The following is a 15,707-nucleotide window of genomic DNA, read 5'->3' on the forward strand; positions in this document are numbered from 1 at the left end:
CTAAAAAAGTGACAATTTTTGATACTCTTTTACACTTATTTTCAGCCTGTTTAAAAGAGGGATTTCCCGCCCGGAGGAAGAATACATAAAGGAATGCCATTTAAAAATGATGGGGGATTAACATGAAATTTGCGACAGGGGAACTGAACAGCCGAAAATTTGTCGGTCTGATTATTGATGATGACAAAATCTTAGATCTGCAAAAGGCTGAAAAAAAATTGTTTGAACTTGAGACGATTCCGGGTTCGCTGATCGAGTGCATTCAAAAAGGAGATAAGTTCGTCGCGCATGCCGGACAGCTTGCGGAATGGGCGAAAAAACCGAATGACGAGTCGGGTTCATTTATGTATGCGCTGTCTGACGTAAAGCTTTGCGCGCCTATTCCGAGACCTTCAAAGAACGTGATCTGCATCGGGAAAAATTATCGTGATCATGCCGTTGAAATGGGGAGTGAGGCGGATATACCGGAGCATCCCATGGTTTTTACGAAAGCCCCGGCTGCCGTTACAGGACACGGAGAAACAGTGAAGAGCCACTTGGATGTAACGGAGCAGCTTGATTATGAAGGGGAGCTTGCGGTAATCATATCAAAAAGCGGGTCGCACATCTCCAAAGAACATGCGCTTGATCATATATTCGGCTATACAATTGTAAATGATATCACAGCGCGCGATCTGCAGAAAAAACATAAACAGTTTTTTATCGGCAAAAGCCTCGATACGACATGCCCGATGGGCCCGGTCATTGTACATAAGTCGGCCGTCAGTGATCCGCAAAGCCTGAAAGTTGAAACGCGGGTGAACGGAGAACTGCGCCAATCAGGATCAACGGGTGACATGATTTTTCCGATAGCTGAATTAATTGAGACGCTGTCAAAAGGGATGACGCTTGAAGCCGGTGACATTATAGCGACGGGAACGCCGTCCGGTGTCGGAAAAGGGTTTAAGCCGCCGAAATTTTTAAAGCCGGGGGACCGCATTGACATTACAATTGAACCGATCGGCACGCTGTCGAACCAAATCGGATAATTGTGTGTCTTTCGCACGATTGATAATGCTCCGAGCGGCTTGTTGTGGTACCATAAATGAGGCAGATTGATCTGATAGGGGGAATTGAACATAATGACACATTGGCATATTACTTCATGGGTCGTTGCGCTTATCCTGGTGTTTGTCAGCTACGGGCTGTACGGTGCCGGAAAAGCGAAGGGCGCAAAAATTACGCATATGATTCTGCGCTTATTCTACATTATTATTATTCTGACCGGAGCTGAGCTTTTTGTCCGTTTTGCGAATTGGAACGGAGAGTACGCAGGAAAAATGCTGCTCGGCATCATTACCATCGGACTGATGGAAATGCTCGTCATCCGCAAGAAAAAAGGCAAATCAACCGGCGGACTGTGGATCGGTTTTATTATCGTGCTCGTCCTGACGGTGCTGCTGGGCCTTCACTTGCCGATCGGTTTTCACGTATTTTAATCAATCGCTTGAAAAACCCGGATGCATCCGGGTTTTTTTTAGTTGCGCAACTGGGCCGCTGAATGAGAAATGCCGTGTTGATGAGGCGAAAGAGATGTGCAGGATGCCAAAAGCGTCAATCACTCTTGTTGCCGCAAAAGCTACGGCTGTGATGGGTAAAAGCAAACGCCGGCCGTCAATCAGCGTGAAAAACAAAGCTGAATACATCAGGCGGCACCTATTTAAAAGGTGCCGCCTGTTTGTTATGCGGTGCCGTCTTGTCTTGCCGCTGAATACATAATGGAGCGCCGCCCGTCAGATGCCGTCCATTCAAATCTGTCGTGTTTACCCGAGCTGCCGCGGTGATGCTGCAGGGCGCATTGTGCGTCATCCGCCGAGAAGTGATAAAACGAAACGCCTTCACCGGAAAACAGCGCCTGATTATAGGAAAATACGCAATCATATACAGACAGGCCGAACCCGTGCAGATGGCTGAGAAACAGCAGAAACGTTTCATCGTCCAGCGAATCGAGCAAGGTTAACAGCGGCCGTTTGACCGCCTTTTCATAACGGATTTCTTCCCCGCCGAGCAGGGGGATGGTGTCTGCGCCGATTTCGGCCGAACCGCCGCAAATCCGTGCCGGCTGCCATCTGCCGTCGCGTTTCATCAATACGTCTGCGTTTCCGAGACTGTCTGCAAGCAGGATATCGCCTTCATCGTTTTCGACGAGGCAGATGCCGTCCTCTATCATCAGTGTGCCGCGCCCCCATTTGTTTTTTTCTGAGAAAAGCTGTTTTCGTTTCATAACCGTGCCCGTCTCCTTTGTTTGTTTCTTCTCTTCCGTTCTTTCCAAATCGGGCTTGTCTCATACAACTCTTAGTGGGACAAATCAACTATCTGCGTTTCTTTGCATAAACTGGGTAAAGTGCTGATAGAAACGAATTTGAAACCGACAGAAACGGGATTGGAGCTGATATCACATGTGTGGAATTGCGGGTTGGGTCGATTTTCAAAAGCAGCTCGTCCAAGAGAAACATATTATGAACAATATGATAGACACTCTTTCAAAACGAGGGCCTGATGATTCAAACGTCTGGGGAGAGCCCCATGTTTTATTCGGACATAAAAGACTTTCGGTCGTTGACATTGAAGGCGGCCGCCAGCCGATGGCCTGCACGCATCAAGAGGAAACGTACACCATCATTTATAATGGCGAGCTGTATAACACGGAGGAATTGCGGAAGGAGCTTCAGGCGAGGGGCCACCGTTTTGAGAGGACCTCTGATACAGAAGTGCTGCTGCACAGCTATATTGAGTGGCGGGAGGAGTGCGTGGACCGCTTGAACGGTATTTTCGCTTTTGCCATCTGGGATGAAAAGCGAAAGCGGCTCTTCGGGGCAAGAGACCGGCTCGGCGTCAAACCGTTTTTTTATAAAGAACACGGCTCTTCCTTTCTGTTTGGGTCGGAATTGAAAGCCATCCTTGCTCATCCTGATGTGAAAGCCCGCACAGACAGCGGCGGACTTGCGGAAGTATTCGGACTCGGGCCGTCCAGAACTCCGGGCTGCGGGGTGTTTAAAGGAATTCACGAGGTGCGTCCCGCCCATGCGTTCACTTTCTCAAAGGACGGTTTGTCCATATGGCGTTATTGGAATGTAAAGAGCGAAAAGCATACAGACAGCTTCGATGAAACCGCCGCTCACATTCGGTACTTATTTCAGGATGCAGTGACACGCCAGCTCGTATCTGACGTGCCGATTTGCACGTTTTTATCAGGGGGGCTTGATTCGAGCGCGATAACCGCGATAGCCGCCGCTCATTTTGAGAAACAAGGAAGAGATCCCCTTCATACTTATTCAATTGATTATGAGGAGAACAGCAAATTTTTTAAAGCGAGCGCCTTTCAGCCGAATGATGACGGCCCGTGGATCGATAAAATGACAAATGCATTCGGCACACAGCATCATAAATGCGTGATTACGCAGGATCAGCTGGTTGAACATCTGGAGGAATCCGTTCTCGTCAGAGACCTGCCGGGCATGGCTGATGTTGATTCATCGCTTTTATGGTTCTGCCGGGAAATTAAAAAAGATTTTGTCGTGAGCCTTTCCGGAGAATGCGCGGACGAAATTTTCGGCGGATATCCGTGGTTTCACACCGCGGCAGAAGAAGACGGATTTCCTTGGATGAGGTCGACTGAGGAGAGGGTCACGCTCTTGGATGAAAAGTGGCAAAAACGGCTGAATCTTAGAGAATACGTGAATGCGAGATATGAAGAAACCATTGCGGAAACGCCGCTGTTAGACGGTGAGACGGGAACAGATAAAGCGAGACGGCAGCTGTTCTACTTAAATATGCTTTGGTTTATGACCAATCTGCTCGACCGCAAAGACCGCATGAGCATGGGCGCAAGTCTTGAAGTACGGGTGCCGTTCGCCGACCACAGGCTTGTGGAATACGTTTGGAATATTCCTTGGGAAATGAAAATGCATGGCAGCCGGGAAAAAGGCATTTTGCGGAAAGCGCTTGAAGGACTGCTTCCTGAAGATATTTTGTACCGCAAAAAAAGCCCTTATCCGAAAACGCATCACCCGAAATACACGCAGGGGGTCACAGAATGGCTGAAAACGATTTTACAACAGAAAGATTCCGTGCTTCACACCCTGCTTGACAGAAAGAAGCTGGAAATGCTGCTGGAGACAGAAGGTTCATCTTTTCAGGTGCCGTGGTTCGGCCAGCTGATGAAAGGCCCGCAGCTGATCGCCCATCTTGCCCAGATCCATACATGGTTTGAGGCGTACCGTATCGATATAGAAGAATAACAGTGCCGCGACCGGTTTCCGCTGAAGGATATCGGTCTTTTTATTGTGAAACATATGGTACACTAAAAAACAGAGGAGTGATACCATGACCGAATACGAAACATGCGCCCATCTTGCCGAGGTGCACTTTCCTTTATATAAACGGACTTTCTCATCCCTGCCGCCAAAAAACAGGCGGGCCGCATGGGCGGTGCTTGCTTTGTTTCACGAAGCTGATCGGCTTGATATGCAGGAACTTGGGGGATTTGAACAGGCGGCACAAGACTTTCTGAACGGGGCACGCGCCGACGGCTTTTTGTGGGAGGCGCTCACTGATGTGCGGCAGCAATTTGCGCTTGAAGAAGAGCCGTTGCGTGAGTTTATCGCCGGCCACATCTCTGACAGAGAAAAAGTAACGTATCAAGAGTTTGATGACCTGCTGATGTACGCGGGCCAAACAGGCGGAGCCCTCGGCCTGCTTCTGCTGCCGGTTTGCGCGCGCCGGAACCAAGAGAAACTCCGCCATGCAGCCGTTTCATTAGGAGCAGCCATTCAGCTGACCCGGGTGCTTCTGAGGGTCCATACGGATGAGTGGTCGAAAAAGCGTCTCCCGCGCCAGGTGATGATGCAATTCGGCTATACGGAAGAAGAGCTGGAGAGCCATACCGTCAACAAAGCTTTTATGAATGTATGGGAGTACATCGCATTCGAGGCTGAGGCGTATTTCGAGGAGGCGTCTGAAGAGCTGGAGCTGTTTCCGTTATACTCAAGGCCCGCCGTTACCGGTTTGCTGGCACATTACCGGTCAGAGCTCGGTGACATGAGAAAACGGCTTTCGCAAGCATAAAAAAACGCCCGGCTTCTTAACGAAGCTCCGGGCGTTTATGCAATCCCTTTTTGAATCCAAATCCGCGACCGCCATCTTCTGTACATAAGAATGCCTCTGACCCATTCATCCGCGATAAATGAAATCCAGATGCCCATAAGCCCCAATCCGAAATGGATGCCGAACAGATAAGCGAGAGGCAGTCCGATACCCCACATGGAAATCATCGCCATGTAGACGGGGAATTTTGCATCTCCGGCAGCCCGCAGCGAGTTGATGATAATGACATTAAATGAACGGCCGGGCTCAAGAATGATCGTCATGGCGATCAGCATGCTCGCCGTCGCAATAATGTCAGGGCTGCTTGTGAAAATTCCGATCAGCTGCTTTGAAAACAAGGTCATGATCACGGATGTCAAAGCGGCAATGCCAAGCGCCCAGTACAGACTTTTCATGCAGCGGTCATAAGCGTCGTCAAACCGTTTGGCGCCGATATATCTGCCGATCAAAATCTGTGTGCCCTGGCTGATCGCTGTTCCGAACAGCAGGATAAACATGGTGATGTTTTGTGTATAAACCTTTGTTGTAAGCGCCTGAGCGCCCATAATGGCGATAAAATAAGTGACAACCATTTGTGAAATGTTATAAGACAGCTGTTCGCCGGCAGACGGAATCCCGATTTTCAGGAGTTTCCGCAAGTGCTCTTTATGGACGTGAAAAATCTTTTGCCATGTCAGACCGAGTCCGATGCGTTTTTTGACGATCACAATCATCGCGATGAGCCCGATGATCCGCGCAAAGGACGTTGACATCGCAACACCGGCGACGCCTAACACCGGAAGGCCGAGCGGCCCGAAAATGACAAGAAAGTTTCCGGCAATATTTAAAATATTCATCCCGATCGTAACGAACATCGTATCCTTCGTATGACCGTAGCTTTTTAAAATGGCACTGAACGTCATAATCAAAGCCTGAATGAAGGACAGCCCGCCGACCACCTGCAAAAAGACTTTGGCATCCGGCATCAATTCATTGGAAAGACCCATCACATGAAGCAGCGGAACGGCCGCAAAAAATATGGCGGCGCTGATGGCGAGACTGATGACAAAGTTCGCTCCTATTGATACATAAGCCACTTCCTGCGCCTCTTTTTTCTGTTTAGATCCTAAAAACTGTGAAATCACAATTGTCGTACCCGTTGCGATAAAGCTGAACATCACGATAATTAAATTTAAAATCTGATTGCTGACACCCACGGCCGCCACACTGTTGTCAGAGTATTGGCTAAGCATAAGAGTGTCGGCGTTTCCCATAAACATATATAATGAAACCTCAATAAATATCGGCCAAGTCAGCGCGTATAATGAGAGTTTGTGATCAGAGGATTGTTTGAATGCAGCCCGTTTTAAAATCGCTTGTTTCATTTCTTTTAACCCCTTTCCTGAAAAAATCAACGTTTAAAAGTGTACCTCCATTTTCTTATAATAAAAAGGGAGAGAAACGAAACTTCTTGCAAAAATCCGACTTAAAAAGGAGGGCCGGAAATATGTCCTTTCTCGAGTTCACAGTCCCTCCGTTCCCGGTCTTTATCGCTGCGGGAGAAGGAGTGTTCAAAAAAGGCGAAACCCATGTGAGACGGGTCTTCCCGGTGTTTGATCTGCTGTATGTGAAAGAAGGCGTCCTCTACATTACAGAAGACGAAAACGCCTTTTCCGTTGAAGCGGGAGAATATATTCTGCTTTCTCCCGGGCTTGAACATTACGGAACAAAAGGCAGTGAAGAAACGACATCCTATTCGTGGCTTCATTTTGAAGGAGCGGATTATGAGGTGACGGAAACCACCGGGAACAACTGGTCGGAGCTGAGGCGAAAAAAAGGGAGCTTTGAAGAGCCGTCCCGCTACCGCTTGTCCCTGCCGCAAAAAGGGAAGGTGAGACGCCCGCAGTTTATGGCCGGGCAATTCAGTGTGCTGACAGATGAAAGCGCCGAGAACTCCGACCTGCCGCTCAGAAAGCAGATTCTGTTTGAAGAGCTGCTGCTCCATCTTCAGAAAGAAGCGTTCCAAATCCCGTCCGCAAAGGAAAGAGTCGCATGGGAGGCCGCCCGGTACCTGCAGGAGCACTATCAGGAGAAAACAACCATCAAAGCGCTCTCTTCGGCTCTTCATTACAACCAAGACTACGTGACCCGCTGCATGCAGCAGGTGCTCGGCGTCACGCCCGGCCAGTATACGAACAAAGTCAGAATGACGGAGGCGAAACGTCTTTTGTCCGCAACCAATGACAAAATGGGGGCGATCGCGGACGCCATCGGCATGGAGGACCCAACCTATTTTTCCAAACTGTTTAAACAGATTGAAGGCATTTCGCCGCTTGAATACCGCAAATTCGTAAGCCGGAAAACGGACTGACCTAATACCAGAGAACAGAAGAGGGATCGGTAAGCATGAAAATGACAATTTACGACGTGGCCGAAAAAGCGGGCGTCTCCATCTCGACCGTCTCGCGGGTCATCAACAATACGGGGAGGATCAGTGACAAAACCCGCCGGATGGTGCTCCGTGTCATGGAGGAGATGGACTATCATCCGAATGTTCACGCATCCGCTTTGACGGGCAAAAAGACGAATATGATCGGCCTGATCACCCCGGACATTTCAAACCCGTTTTTCGGGGAACTGGCGAAAAGCATTGAAGACAGCGCCGGTGTACTTGGGTTTCATATCATTATCTGCAGCACCGATTATCAGCCTGAAAAAGAAACGAAGTATTTTTCGATGCTGCGGCAGAAGCAGGCGGACGGCATTATATTCGCGACGGGACTTGATCATGATGACAGCGTCACGGCGCTTGATGATATTGTGAAATCGGGCATCCCGCTTGCGATGATTACGCAGGATAAACCGCTCGCGCCGATGGACGTCGTCATTATCGATGACTTTCTCGGCGGCTATACGGCGGCTGAGCATCTCATATCTTTAGGCCATGAAAGAATCGCCTGTATCGTCGGAAACGGTTCGACCACGGGTGAAAGAGACAGAATCAAAGGTTTTCAAAAAGCGCTGCGGGAAGCGGGGATGACACTAGATGAATCGCTGATCATACCGACGGAATATTCGCTGGAAAGCGGAAAACAGGCAGCGGGCGAGCTGTTTGACAGAGACCTTCCGACCGCCGTTTTCGCCTTTAATGATGTCTTGTCATGCGCGGCGATACAGGCGGCGCGCTCCCGGGGCATTCGGGTGCCGGAAGACTTGTCCGTCATCGGCTTTGACAATACCATTCTCGCTGAAATGACGGCACCGCCGCTCACGACGATTTCTCAGCCCATCCGCGAAATGGGGCGGCGTGTCGTTGAACTTCTCATTGATGAGATTCAAGGGAAGAAAAAAACAAAAAGCAAAATCATTTTATCTCCGGAACTCGTCATCAGGCATTCTACGGCACCGGTAAAAACGCGCCCTCAGCGATAAGGCGCGTTTTTTTCTGTGAAAAACATTGTCAAACGAGCGAAAAGCATTGTAAAATTAAAACAGCTTTTGAGAAAGCGCTTGCGCAAATACTGCGGATTGCAAGCAAAGAAAGCAAACAGCTTGAGTTGTAAATAAAGCGCTTTCAAAATAATGATTTCTGTTTAATAAGAGAAACCGCTTGCGCCATTACGGCATGCGGCCTCAAGAAAAAAGGAGCGGTGATAGATGACAGATCAAGTCAGGTGTGCGGTGCTGGGATTAGGACGATTAGGGTATTTTCATGCGAAGCATTTAGCCGGCGAAGTGCGGGGAGCCGAGCTTGCGGCCGTCTGTGACCCGATGAAGGGGAAGGCGGAAGCGTGTGCGAAAGAATTAGGAATCGCCAAATGGACGGAGAATCCATATGAACTGCTGGAAGATCTCACGATTGACGCCGTCATCATTGTCACGCCGACAAGCACACATGCGGAAATGATCATGAAGGCGGCTGAGAACGGCAAGCACATCTTTGTTGAAAAGCCGCTCACCCTGAGTCTTGAGGAATCGATAAAAGTCATGAAAAAAATCGAAGAAACGGACGTCATCTGCCAGGTCGGTTTTATGAGGCGGTTTGATCCGGCATACGCCGACGCGAAAAGAAGAATCGACGCCGGGGAAATCGGCAGACCCATTTATTATAAAGGATTTACAAGAGATCAAGGCGCACCGCCCGCGGAATTTATCAAACATAGCGGAGGGCTTTTCATTGACTGCTCGATTCATGATTACGACATCGCGAGATATCTCATGAATGCCGAGGTTACGTCTGTCAGCGGGCACGGGAGGATTTTAAAGCACCCGTTCATGGAGGAGTGCGGCGATGTCGATCAGGCATTAACGTATCTTGAGTTTGATTCGGGCGCGGCCGGCGATGTGGAGGCAAGCCGAAATTCTCCGTACGGCCATGACATCCGCGCGGAAATTATCGGGACGGAGGGAAGCATTTTAGTCGGCACGCTGCGGAAAAGCCATGTCACCATTTTAACGGAGTCAGGCAGCAGCTACGAAATTATTCCGGATTTTCAAGCCCGCTTTAAAGACGCTTACCGTCTGGAGCTTGAGCACTTTGCCGAATGTGTGAAAAAAGGGGAAACGCCGATTGTGACAGACATCGATGCCGCGATTAACTTAAAAATCGGGATCGCCGCGACGGAATCTTTTAAAACCGGAAGGCCTGTAAAGCTTACCCCGGGCGCCCCCGGCTATGCCGGATTATGATAGATTCGAAGTAAAAAAGCAAAGGCCCGGCATGCCTTTGCTTTTTTATGATTCATATGAGAAAAAAATGTAGTCAGTCGGCACGCCTTTATAGCCCATTTGGTGAAGCATCGCGCTTATATTGCCGCGATGGTATGTGCCGTGATTCACAATATGCCGGATCACATCGGCATATGTCGTCCGGAGCGTTCCCATGCGCGGATGAGAAATGGAGATCGGGCCTTTCGTGTTCTCCATTTCTCTTAAAAATTCGCTGTATTCTTTGTCCAGTTCAGTCATTCTATGTTCAATCGCCTCAAAATCTCCGTCAAGCTTTTCAAATTGATCAAACTGCGAGACGATTTGTTCGTAAGTTTCTCCGTAAAGCACGTGAAGCCAAATGTAATCAGCCCGGCATATATGCACAAGCACGGCGTTCAAAGTCGGAAAAACACTATCCAGTTCCTGCTGTAAGCTTGCCGCGGGCAGGGTCTTCAGATGCTGAATAACTTGCTCATTTGCCCATCTATGGTAGTGATACAGCTTTAAAATATCTGACATTCCAATTCCCCCTCTTCCTTCCGGTACATTCAACATGACCTGGCCGAATTCCTTTTATCGAAACAAAAGCGCCGCAAAATAAAAAGCAGCACCCCACATCACTAATGCCGAGCATTGATTCAGGATGCCGAGGAGCCGGCCGCCTGTATCCGCCGTTTCGTTTAATAAAAGATCACGTCACGATGGCGCCGAGCGCTTCTGCGAATGTTACGGCATGAGACGGAGAGATGCGGCATCCTTTCAGCTTATCAAGCGAGACATGCAGATGATCAAATGTGCACGTGCTGATATCCATATTAAAAAGAGACGTGCCGATGAAGTTTGCGCCGTTCAAATCACAGACGTCAAGATCTGTGTATTCAAGAACGGCATCATTCCACTCACTTTCTGAAAGGCCGCACGAGTCAATACGGACATGCTTCATATTGGAATAGCTGAAGGAGCTGTAATTTGCGAGGCAGTCTTCAAACCGTACATGACGCATGGCGGAATCCGCCAGATTCAAGCCGAGAAGTTTTGAATGCTGAAACGCCGTTCTATGGATGATGCTTCCGCTGAAATCAGCGTTTGAGACATCACATTTGTCAAACAGGACATCCGTACATTCCATATGTCTGAAAGAGACATCCGTAAAAACGGTGTTTCTGAAAATGACTTTTTCGGCGCGCAGGCCGTCCAGTTTGCCGTTTACGATGCCGTTTTCAATGATGACTTCTTTGAGCTCCTCATCCTGAAGCGCTTCAGTGAAAGAAAGCACCGGCAATTCTTTCGGGATTTTCGGTTTTTGGATCGTATTCATCTCATACTCCCTTTTCTAAACATAATAGCTGAAATCGGCAATTGGCAGATATCGTTTTCGCCCCTGCCCACCCTTGCCGAATTGCGTGTTGTTTACTGAACAAAGGTTAATATCAAAGCGGGATCGCGTCAATAGCGGCGCTTATAAAAGCTTCATTCCGTTTGAACGTCATCCGGCACGCCGAAAGATAACAAAACAAAGCCCTTATAAGGGATGCCAAGGGCTTTTGTCTGTTTCAGGCGAGTTCTTTATACATGATCACATGCGGGCCGATGCCGGGTATGTCAAAGGGGCTGCCCGTGCTTTTCCAGCCGAGCTTTTCGTAATATCCCTTCACGTGACATCTGGCGTTGCACCAGACAAGCGCCGCCCCCATATCTGCCAGTTTTCGTTCCGCATAGGCGATTAACGTGCTTCCCGCTTTTTGCGTCCGGTATTCTTCAAGCGTTGCCATGCCGCGCAGCTGGTAGGCGGGCGCCGCCTGTAAAGCCTGCTGGTTCTTCGGGTAGAAAGAAGCGATGCTGATCAATGTCCCGTCGTAAAAACCTCCGAGATGAAATGCTCCTTTGACGCTGTCCTGATCATATTTACAATCCTCAATCGTCTGATGGGGGCGCAGCACGCTGTGTCTGATCGCGTATGTGTCTTCTGCGGTGATGGGTTTTACTTCAACCATGAAAAAATCCTCCTTTGCTTGATTCTTTTTCTGTATCGTACCATGAAAAAGCCGCCTGTCGTATCAGGCGGCATCTTCCGCGTCAATGCAAATATACATCAGCCCGCTTTTCATCCTTTTGCTTAATATAAGCTGCAAGTTCTGATGTCAAATCAGAACGGAGAAACGGGGTGATTAAATAAATTCCGTTAAACAGTTCGCACGCCGTGTCGAGAAGCGACTTGGCGATGGCGAGGCTTTCGGCTTTCTGCTTTTGCTTGTCTTCGCCGGCGAGCGCCATTTTTTCCCGGATGCTGTCTGACAGCTTAATGCCCGGGATTTCATGATGAATAAACTCTGCGTTGCGGCTGCTCGTTAACGGCATAATTCCGATATACACCGGTGTTTTGAGATGTTTCGTTTCATGATGAATGTCAATGAGCTGCTGCTCCGAGTAGACAGGCTGGGACACGAAGTAGTCAGCTCCGCACTCGATTTTTTTCTCCAGCCGTTTTACCGCTTTATCAAGATGGCGGACATTCGGATTAAATGCTCCGGCTACGGAAAAGTTCGTTTTCTTGCCGAGCGGTTTCCCTGATAAAGAAATGCCCTCGTTGAATTGTTTAATCAGCCTGATCAAGTCAAAGGACGTTAAATCATAGACGGAGGTAGCCCCCGGAAAGTCGCCGATTTTTGAAGGATCACCCGTGATGGCTAAAATGTCGGTGAGCCCGAGCGTATCCAGCCCCATTAAATGTGACTGAAGGCCGATGATGTTGCGGTCTCTGCATGTAATGTGAACGAGAGAACGGATATCAAGGCGTTCTTTCAGCAATGAACCGCAGGCGGCATTGCTGATCCGCGGTGTCGCCAATGAATTGTCGGCGAGCGTCAGCGCTTCTATGCCGGTTTCTTTTAATTCAGTCGCCGCTTGCAGAAATTTGTCAAAATTCAATTTTTTCGGCGGATCAAGCTCTACGATAATTGACCGTTTTTGAGCGGCGATTTCGTTTAAACCCGGCTCGGTCCGTTCATTCCGGACGGAGATGACTTCTTCTTCCCGTCTGATTTTCACTTCTTTATCAGTGACGGGGGAAAGTCCGCGGACCGCTTCAGCCATGGCTCTGATATGGTTTGGCGTCGTACCGCAGCAGCCGCCGATAATGCGCGCGCCCTGAGTGCGGAACTGTACGGCGCTCTCCCGGAAATAGGCATCGTCCGTATCATAAACAAGCCGGCCTTCTTCTAAAGACGGGAGGCTGCTGTTCGGATAGACCGATAAATAAGTGTCACGGAATATCGGCACTTCGGTGAGCGCTTCAATCATGTGGTACGGGCCGAGCCGGCAATTGATTCCCGTTATGTCAGCGCCGAGATCGGCAATTGACCTGAGGGCTTCCCGAAGCGGCGTTCCGTCCTGCAGCACGCCCTGTTCGTGCATGGATACATTCAGCATAATCGGAAGTTCCGTTTCTTTTCTCGCTATCTTCAGCACTTCGCGCGCCTCTTCTAAATCATAGTATGTTTCCAGGAGCAGACCGTCCGGCTCTTCGTGAAGCAATAAATAAAGCTGCTCCCGAAAGCTGCGTTTAATCTCCTCCAGGCTGTAGGCGTTTTTGTTAAATGTGCGGATGCCGCCCATCGTTCCCAATACATAAGCGCCGTCTGAGGAAGCGCGCGCGATTCTGACCGCCTCCTGATTGATTTTTTTCGTTTCATCCTCAAGTCCGTATCTTGAGAGCTTAATAAAATTCGCGCCGTACGTATTTGTCTGGATGATGTCTGCTCCGGCTTCGACGTAAGCCTTATGTATCCGCTTGATTTCCTCGGGCTTTGATACGTTCAGTTCCTCAAAACATCTGTCAATGCCGTAGGAATAGAGGAGAGTGCCCATCGCGCCGTCTCCGATTAAAATCCGTTCTTTTAAGTCTTGTAATAGTCCCATTGTTTGCCTCCTTCGTCACATTCAGCAAGGAAAAAAGAGAAATAAAAAAAGTCTTCTTAAGAAGAAGACTCTGTAATCATTTGTCTCTCTTCTTATCTTCCAAGCTGTTTTTAGCTTGCTGGATTTAGCACCTTGGTCATGGTTTGGGTTAAACCATTACACCGGTTGCTGAAGCGTCGTCGGGCCAGTCCCTCGGCTTCTCTTGATAAGAACGTTCATGTAATTGTCATGGGTTTCCAAAACTTAACTGTGAAAATCCCTTTCTCCAAATTTACCGAAAATAGAGACAATAATCAATAGGAATCACATAATTTATCTAAAATTAATAAATTGGACGTCAATCGGCAGGTCTGCCCCGCGGACGGCTGCAATAATCTGCTGCAGATCATCTTTATTTTTTCCGGTGACGCGCACTTGGTCGTCCTGAATCTGCGACTTGACCTTCAAGCCGGAGTTTTTAATCACCGCGTTGATTTTTTTGGCGCTGTCTTTATCAATGCCCTGTACAAGCTTCGCGCGCTGGCGCACCGTGCCCCCTGAGGCATTTTCGATTTTGCCGTATTCAATGTTTTTCGTCGGCACGTCCCGTTTGATCAGCTTGCCGCTCAGCACATCTTTGAGCTGATTCAGTTTAAACTCGTCATCAGAAATCAGGACAAGTTCTTCCTTTTCTAAAGTTACATCGCTTTTAGATCCTTTAAAGTCATAGCGCGTGCCGATTTCTTTCAGCGTCATCTGAATCGCATTCTGCACTTCGGGAAATTCAACTTTGGATACAATATCAAAAGAACTTTCTTTTGCCATGAGAAAACCTCCTATAACATTTCACTTATGAGTTGATTATAGTAGAATAAAGAGAAATGTCCAACTGCATAAAGCATGAATTTATGCATATTGGAAAAAATGAGAAAAACATCAGCCCCATACAGGCGAATCAGGAAGGACGATAACATGAGACCAGGGCAGCAGCTCACGCTTAGTATAGATCACCAAACCGATTTCGGTTATTTTTTAACCGACGGCGAGGATACGGTTCTTTTACATAACAGTGAAATTACAGAGGATATTGAAGACAGAGATGAAGTGGACGTATTTATTTACGTCGATCATCAGGAAAGACTCGCGGCGACGATGAAAAAGCCGCTCATCAGCTTTTATGACTACGGATGGGTGGAAGTGACGGACGCTGTGGAGGATATGGGCGTATTCGTCGACGTCGGTCTGTCAAAAGACGCGCTCGTCGCAACGGAGCACCTGCCTCCGTACAAATCCGTCTGGCCGCAAAAAGGCGACAGACTGTATTGCATGCTGAAGGTGACAAGCCGCGGACGCATGTTTGCCAAGCCGGCGCCTGAGGATATCATCAGTGAATTATTTACGGATGCAGAGGAAGACGTCATGAATAAAGACCTGACAGGCACGGTGTACAGACTGATCGCATCAGGCTCTTTTCTGATTACCGATGAAGGCATCCGCGCGTTTATTCACCCTTCAGAAAGAAAAGAAGAGCCGAGACTCGGCAGCCGCGTGACGGGGCGTGTCATCGAGGTGAAGGAAGACGGCTCCGTCAACATGTCCCTGCTGCCGAGAAAGCAGGATGCGCTTTCGGTTGACGCGGAGGAGATTCTGACCTATCTGAGATCAAGAAACGGCGCGATGCCTTACGGAGACAAAAGCGATCCTGACGATATCCGCGAACGGTTTCATTTAAGCAAAGCCGCCTTTAAGCGGGCGCTCGGGCACCTGATGAAAAACGGCAAAGTGTATCAGAAAGACGGCTGGACATACGAAAAACAATAAATTTTCTGCAAAAACATCGGTGAACCAAAACCGGTGTTTTTTATTTTCTCAAAAGCTTCTATGCCCTCATTTGTTTATCACCCTGCCGAACATACATATTTTATTGAAATAAAATATTCTGACATCCGAACCGATATATAACTATAGAAAAAAAC

General features: G+C 48.6%; 16 protein-coding genes and 1 riboswitch. Of the genes, 8 read left to right on the forward strand and 8 right to left on the reverse strand.

Features of this window, described 5'->3' with window-relative positions:
• Window positions 1-122: 122 nt before the first annotated feature.
• Window positions 123-1,028 (forward strand): fumarylacetoacetate hydrolase family protein, encoded by a 906-nt coding sequence (locus HAP68_RS05040; RefSeq protein ID WP_003155130.1) that lies wholly within the window; start codon window positions 123-125, stop codon window positions 1,026-1,028.
• Between the two features lie 93 nt (window positions 1,029-1,121).
• Window positions 1,122-1,478, forward strand: a complete 357-nt coding sequence (locus HAP68_RS05045; protein ID WP_003155128.1) for a YisL family protein — start codon at window positions 1,122-1,124, stop codon at window positions 1,476-1,478.
• Here HAP68_RS05045 and HAP68_RS05050 read toward each other — a convergent pair whose 3' ends face one another.
• Both HAP68_RS05050 and HAP68_RS05055 read right to left on the reverse strand, forming a co-directional pair.
• Window positions 1,479-1,685, reverse strand: coding sequence for a hypothetical protein (locus tag HAP68_RS05050; RefSeq protein WP_003155127.1), 207 nt, complete (start codon window positions 1,683-1,685; stop codon window positions 1,479-1,481).
• Window positions 1,686-1,720: 35 nt separating this feature from the next.
• On the reverse strand, window positions 1,721-2,263 hold the full coding sequence (locus HAP68_RS05055) for a DUF2777 family protein (protein WP_024085103.1): 543 nt from the start codon (window positions 2,261-2,263) through the stop codon (window positions 1,721-1,723).
• Window positions 2,264-2,438: 175 nt separating this feature from the next.
• On the opposite strand from HAP68_RS05055, the gene asnB reads away from it, so the two are divergent.
• Window positions 2,439-4,280, forward strand: a complete 1,842-nt coding sequence (asnB, locus tag HAP68_RS05060; RefSeq protein WP_015388459.1) for an asparagine synthase (glutamine-hydrolyzing) — start codon at window positions 2,439-2,441, stop codon at window positions 4,278-4,280.
• Between the two features lie 85 nt (window positions 4,281-4,365).
• On the forward strand, window positions 4,366-5,106 hold the full coding sequence (locus HAP68_RS05065) for a squalene/phytoene synthase family protein (protein ID WP_024085104.1): 741 nt from the start codon (window positions 4,366-4,368) through the stop codon (window positions 5,104-5,106).
• 35 nt (window positions 5,107-5,141) lie between these two features.
• Here the strand turns inward: HAP68_RS05065 and HAP68_RS05070 are convergent, their stop codons facing one another.
• Window positions 5,142-6,509: an MATE family efflux transporter gene (locus tag HAP68_RS05070; protein WP_003155121.1), complete on the reverse strand. Its 1,368-nt coding sequence runs from the start codon at window positions 6,507-6,509 to the stop codon at window positions 5,142-5,144.
• Between the two features lie 122 nt (window positions 6,510-6,631).
• Here HAP68_RS05070 and HAP68_RS05075 point away from each other — a divergent pair, with 122 nt between their 5' ends.
• From HAP68_RS05075 to iolX, 3 genes are all read left to right on the forward strand, one after another.
• A complete protein-coding gene (locus HAP68_RS05075; RefSeq protein WP_003155120.1) occupies window positions 6,632-7,495 on the forward strand; it encodes an AraC family transcriptional regulator in 864 nt (287 codons plus the stop codon).
• 35 nt (window positions 7,496-7,530) lie between these two features.
• A complete protein-coding gene (locus tag HAP68_RS05080; RefSeq protein WP_024085105.1) occupies window positions 7,531-8,556 on the forward strand; it encodes a LacI family DNA-binding transcriptional regulator in 1,026 nt (341 codons plus the stop codon).
• 225 nt (window positions 8,557-8,781) lie between these two features.
• Window positions 8,782-9,813 carry a scyllo-inositol 2-dehydrogenase gene (iolX, locus tag HAP68_RS05085; RefSeq protein ID WP_003155118.1) on the forward strand — a complete coding sequence of 344 codons (1,032 nt, stop codon included), beginning with the start codon at window positions 8,782-8,784 and terminating at the stop codon, window positions 9,811-9,813.
• Window positions 9,814-9,858: 45 nt separating this feature from the next.
• On the opposite strand, the gene HAP68_RS05090 is transcribed toward iolX, so the two are convergent.
• The 5 genes from HAP68_RS05090 to HAP68_RS05110 all read right to left on the reverse strand — a co-directional run bounded on the left by HAP68_RS05090 (window position 9,859) and on the right by HAP68_RS05110 (window position 14,556).
• A complete protein-coding gene (locus tag HAP68_RS05090; protein ID WP_003155117.1) occupies window positions 9,859-10,353 on the reverse strand; it encodes a DinB family protein in 495 nt (164 codons plus the stop codon).
• A 172-nt stretch (window positions 10,354-10,525) separates the two neighbouring features.
• Window positions 10,526-11,152, reverse strand: a complete 627-nt coding sequence (locus tag HAP68_RS05095; RefSeq protein ID WP_003155116.1) for a pentapeptide repeat-containing protein — start codon at window positions 11,150-11,152, stop codon at window positions 10,526-10,528.
• A 235-nt stretch (window positions 11,153-11,387) separates the two neighbouring features.
• On the reverse strand, window positions 11,388-11,828 hold the full coding sequence (locus HAP68_RS05100; protein WP_024085106.1) for a GNAT family N-acetyltransferase: 441 nt from the start codon (window positions 11,826-11,828) through the stop codon (window positions 11,388-11,390).
• A gap of 82 nt (window positions 11,829-11,910) precedes the next feature.
• Window positions 11,911-13,752: a bifunctional homocysteine S-methyltransferase/methylenetetrahydrofolate reductase gene (locus HAP68_RS05105; RefSeq protein WP_024085107.1), complete on the reverse strand. Its 1,842-nt coding sequence runs from the start codon at window positions 13,750-13,752 to the stop codon at window positions 11,911-11,913.
• 89 nt (window positions 13,753-13,841) lie between these two features.
• Window positions 13,842-13,964, reverse strand: a riboswitch (SAM riboswitch).
• Between the two features lie 100 nt (window positions 13,965-14,064).
• On the reverse strand, window positions 14,065-14,556 hold the full coding sequence (locus HAP68_RS05110; protein ID WP_003155112.1) for a YajQ family cyclic di-GMP-binding protein: 492 nt from the start codon (window positions 14,554-14,556) through the stop codon (window positions 14,065-14,067).
• Window positions 14,557-14,655: 99 nt separating this feature from the next.
• Here HAP68_RS05110 and HAP68_RS05115 point away from each other — a divergent pair, with 99 nt between their 5' ends.
• Entirely contained in the window at window positions 14,656-15,552 is an 897-nt protein-coding gene (locus HAP68_RS05115) for a CvfB family protein (RefSeq protein ID WP_171445675.1), read from the forward strand.
• Window positions 15,553-15,707: the final 155 nt, after the last annotated feature.

This window comes from Bacillus sp. Bvel1, from assembly GCF_014872755.1.
GTDB classification, from domain to species: Bacteria; Bacillota; Bacilli; order Bacillales; family Bacillaceae; genus Bacillus; species Bacillus velezensis.

Coding starts and splice junctions, on each gene's coding strand:
- HAP68_RS05040 (WP_003155130.1), top strand. CDS start 123: ATGAAATTTGCGACAGGGGAACTGAACAGCCGAAAATTTGTCGGTCTG.
- HAP68_RS05045 (WP_003155128.1), top strand. CDS start 1,122: ATGACACATTGGCATATTACTTCATGGGTCGTTGCGCTTATCCTGGTG.
- HAP68_RS05050 (WP_003155127.1), bottom strand. CDS start 1,685: ATGTATTCAGCTTTGTTTTTCACGCTGATTGACGGCCGGCGTTTGCTT.
- HAP68_RS05055 (WP_024085103.1), bottom strand. CDS start 2,263: ATGAAACGAAAACAGCTTTTCTCAGAAAAAAACAAATGGGGGCGCGGC.
- asnB (WP_015388459.1), top strand. CDS start 2,439: ATGTGTGGAATTGCGGGTTGGGTCGATTTTCAAAAGCAGCTCGTCCAA.
- HAP68_RS05065 (WP_024085104.1), top strand. CDS start 4,366: ATGACCGAATACGAAACATGCGCCCATCTTGCCGAGGTGCACTTTCCT.
- HAP68_RS05070 (WP_003155121.1), bottom strand. CDS start 6,509: ATGAAACAAGCGATTTTAAAACGGGCTGCATTCAAACAATCCTCTGAT.
- HAP68_RS05075 (WP_003155120.1), top strand. CDS start 6,632: ATGTCCTTTCTCGAGTTCACAGTCCCTCCGTTCCCGGTCTTTATCGCT.
- HAP68_RS05080 (WP_024085105.1), top strand. CDS start 7,531: ATGAAAATGACAATTTACGACGTGGCCGAAAAAGCGGGCGTCTCCATC.
- iolX (WP_003155118.1), top strand. CDS start 8,782: ATGACAGATCAAGTCAGGTGTGCGGTGCTGGGATTAGGACGATTAGGG.
- HAP68_RS05090 (WP_003155117.1), bottom strand. CDS start 10,353: ATGTCAGATATTTTAAAGCTGTATCACTACCATAGATGGGCAAATGAG.
- HAP68_RS05095 (WP_003155116.1), bottom strand. CDS start 11,152: ATGAATACGATCCAAAAACCGAAAATCCCGAAAGAATTGCCGGTGCTT.
- HAP68_RS05100 (WP_024085106.1), bottom strand. CDS start 11,828: ATGGTTGAAGTAAAACCCATCACCGCAGAAGACACATACGCGATCAGA.
- HAP68_RS05105 (WP_024085107.1), bottom strand. CDS start 13,752: ATGGGACTATTACAAGACTTAAAAGAACGGATTTTAATCGGAGACGGC.
- HAP68_RS05110 (WP_003155112.1), bottom strand. CDS start 14,556: ATGGCAAAAGAAAGTTCTTTTGATATTGTATCCAAAGTTGAATTTCCC.
- HAP68_RS05115 (WP_171445675.1), top strand. CDS start 14,656: ATGAGAAAAACATCAGCCCCATACAGGCGAATCAGGAAGGACGATAAC.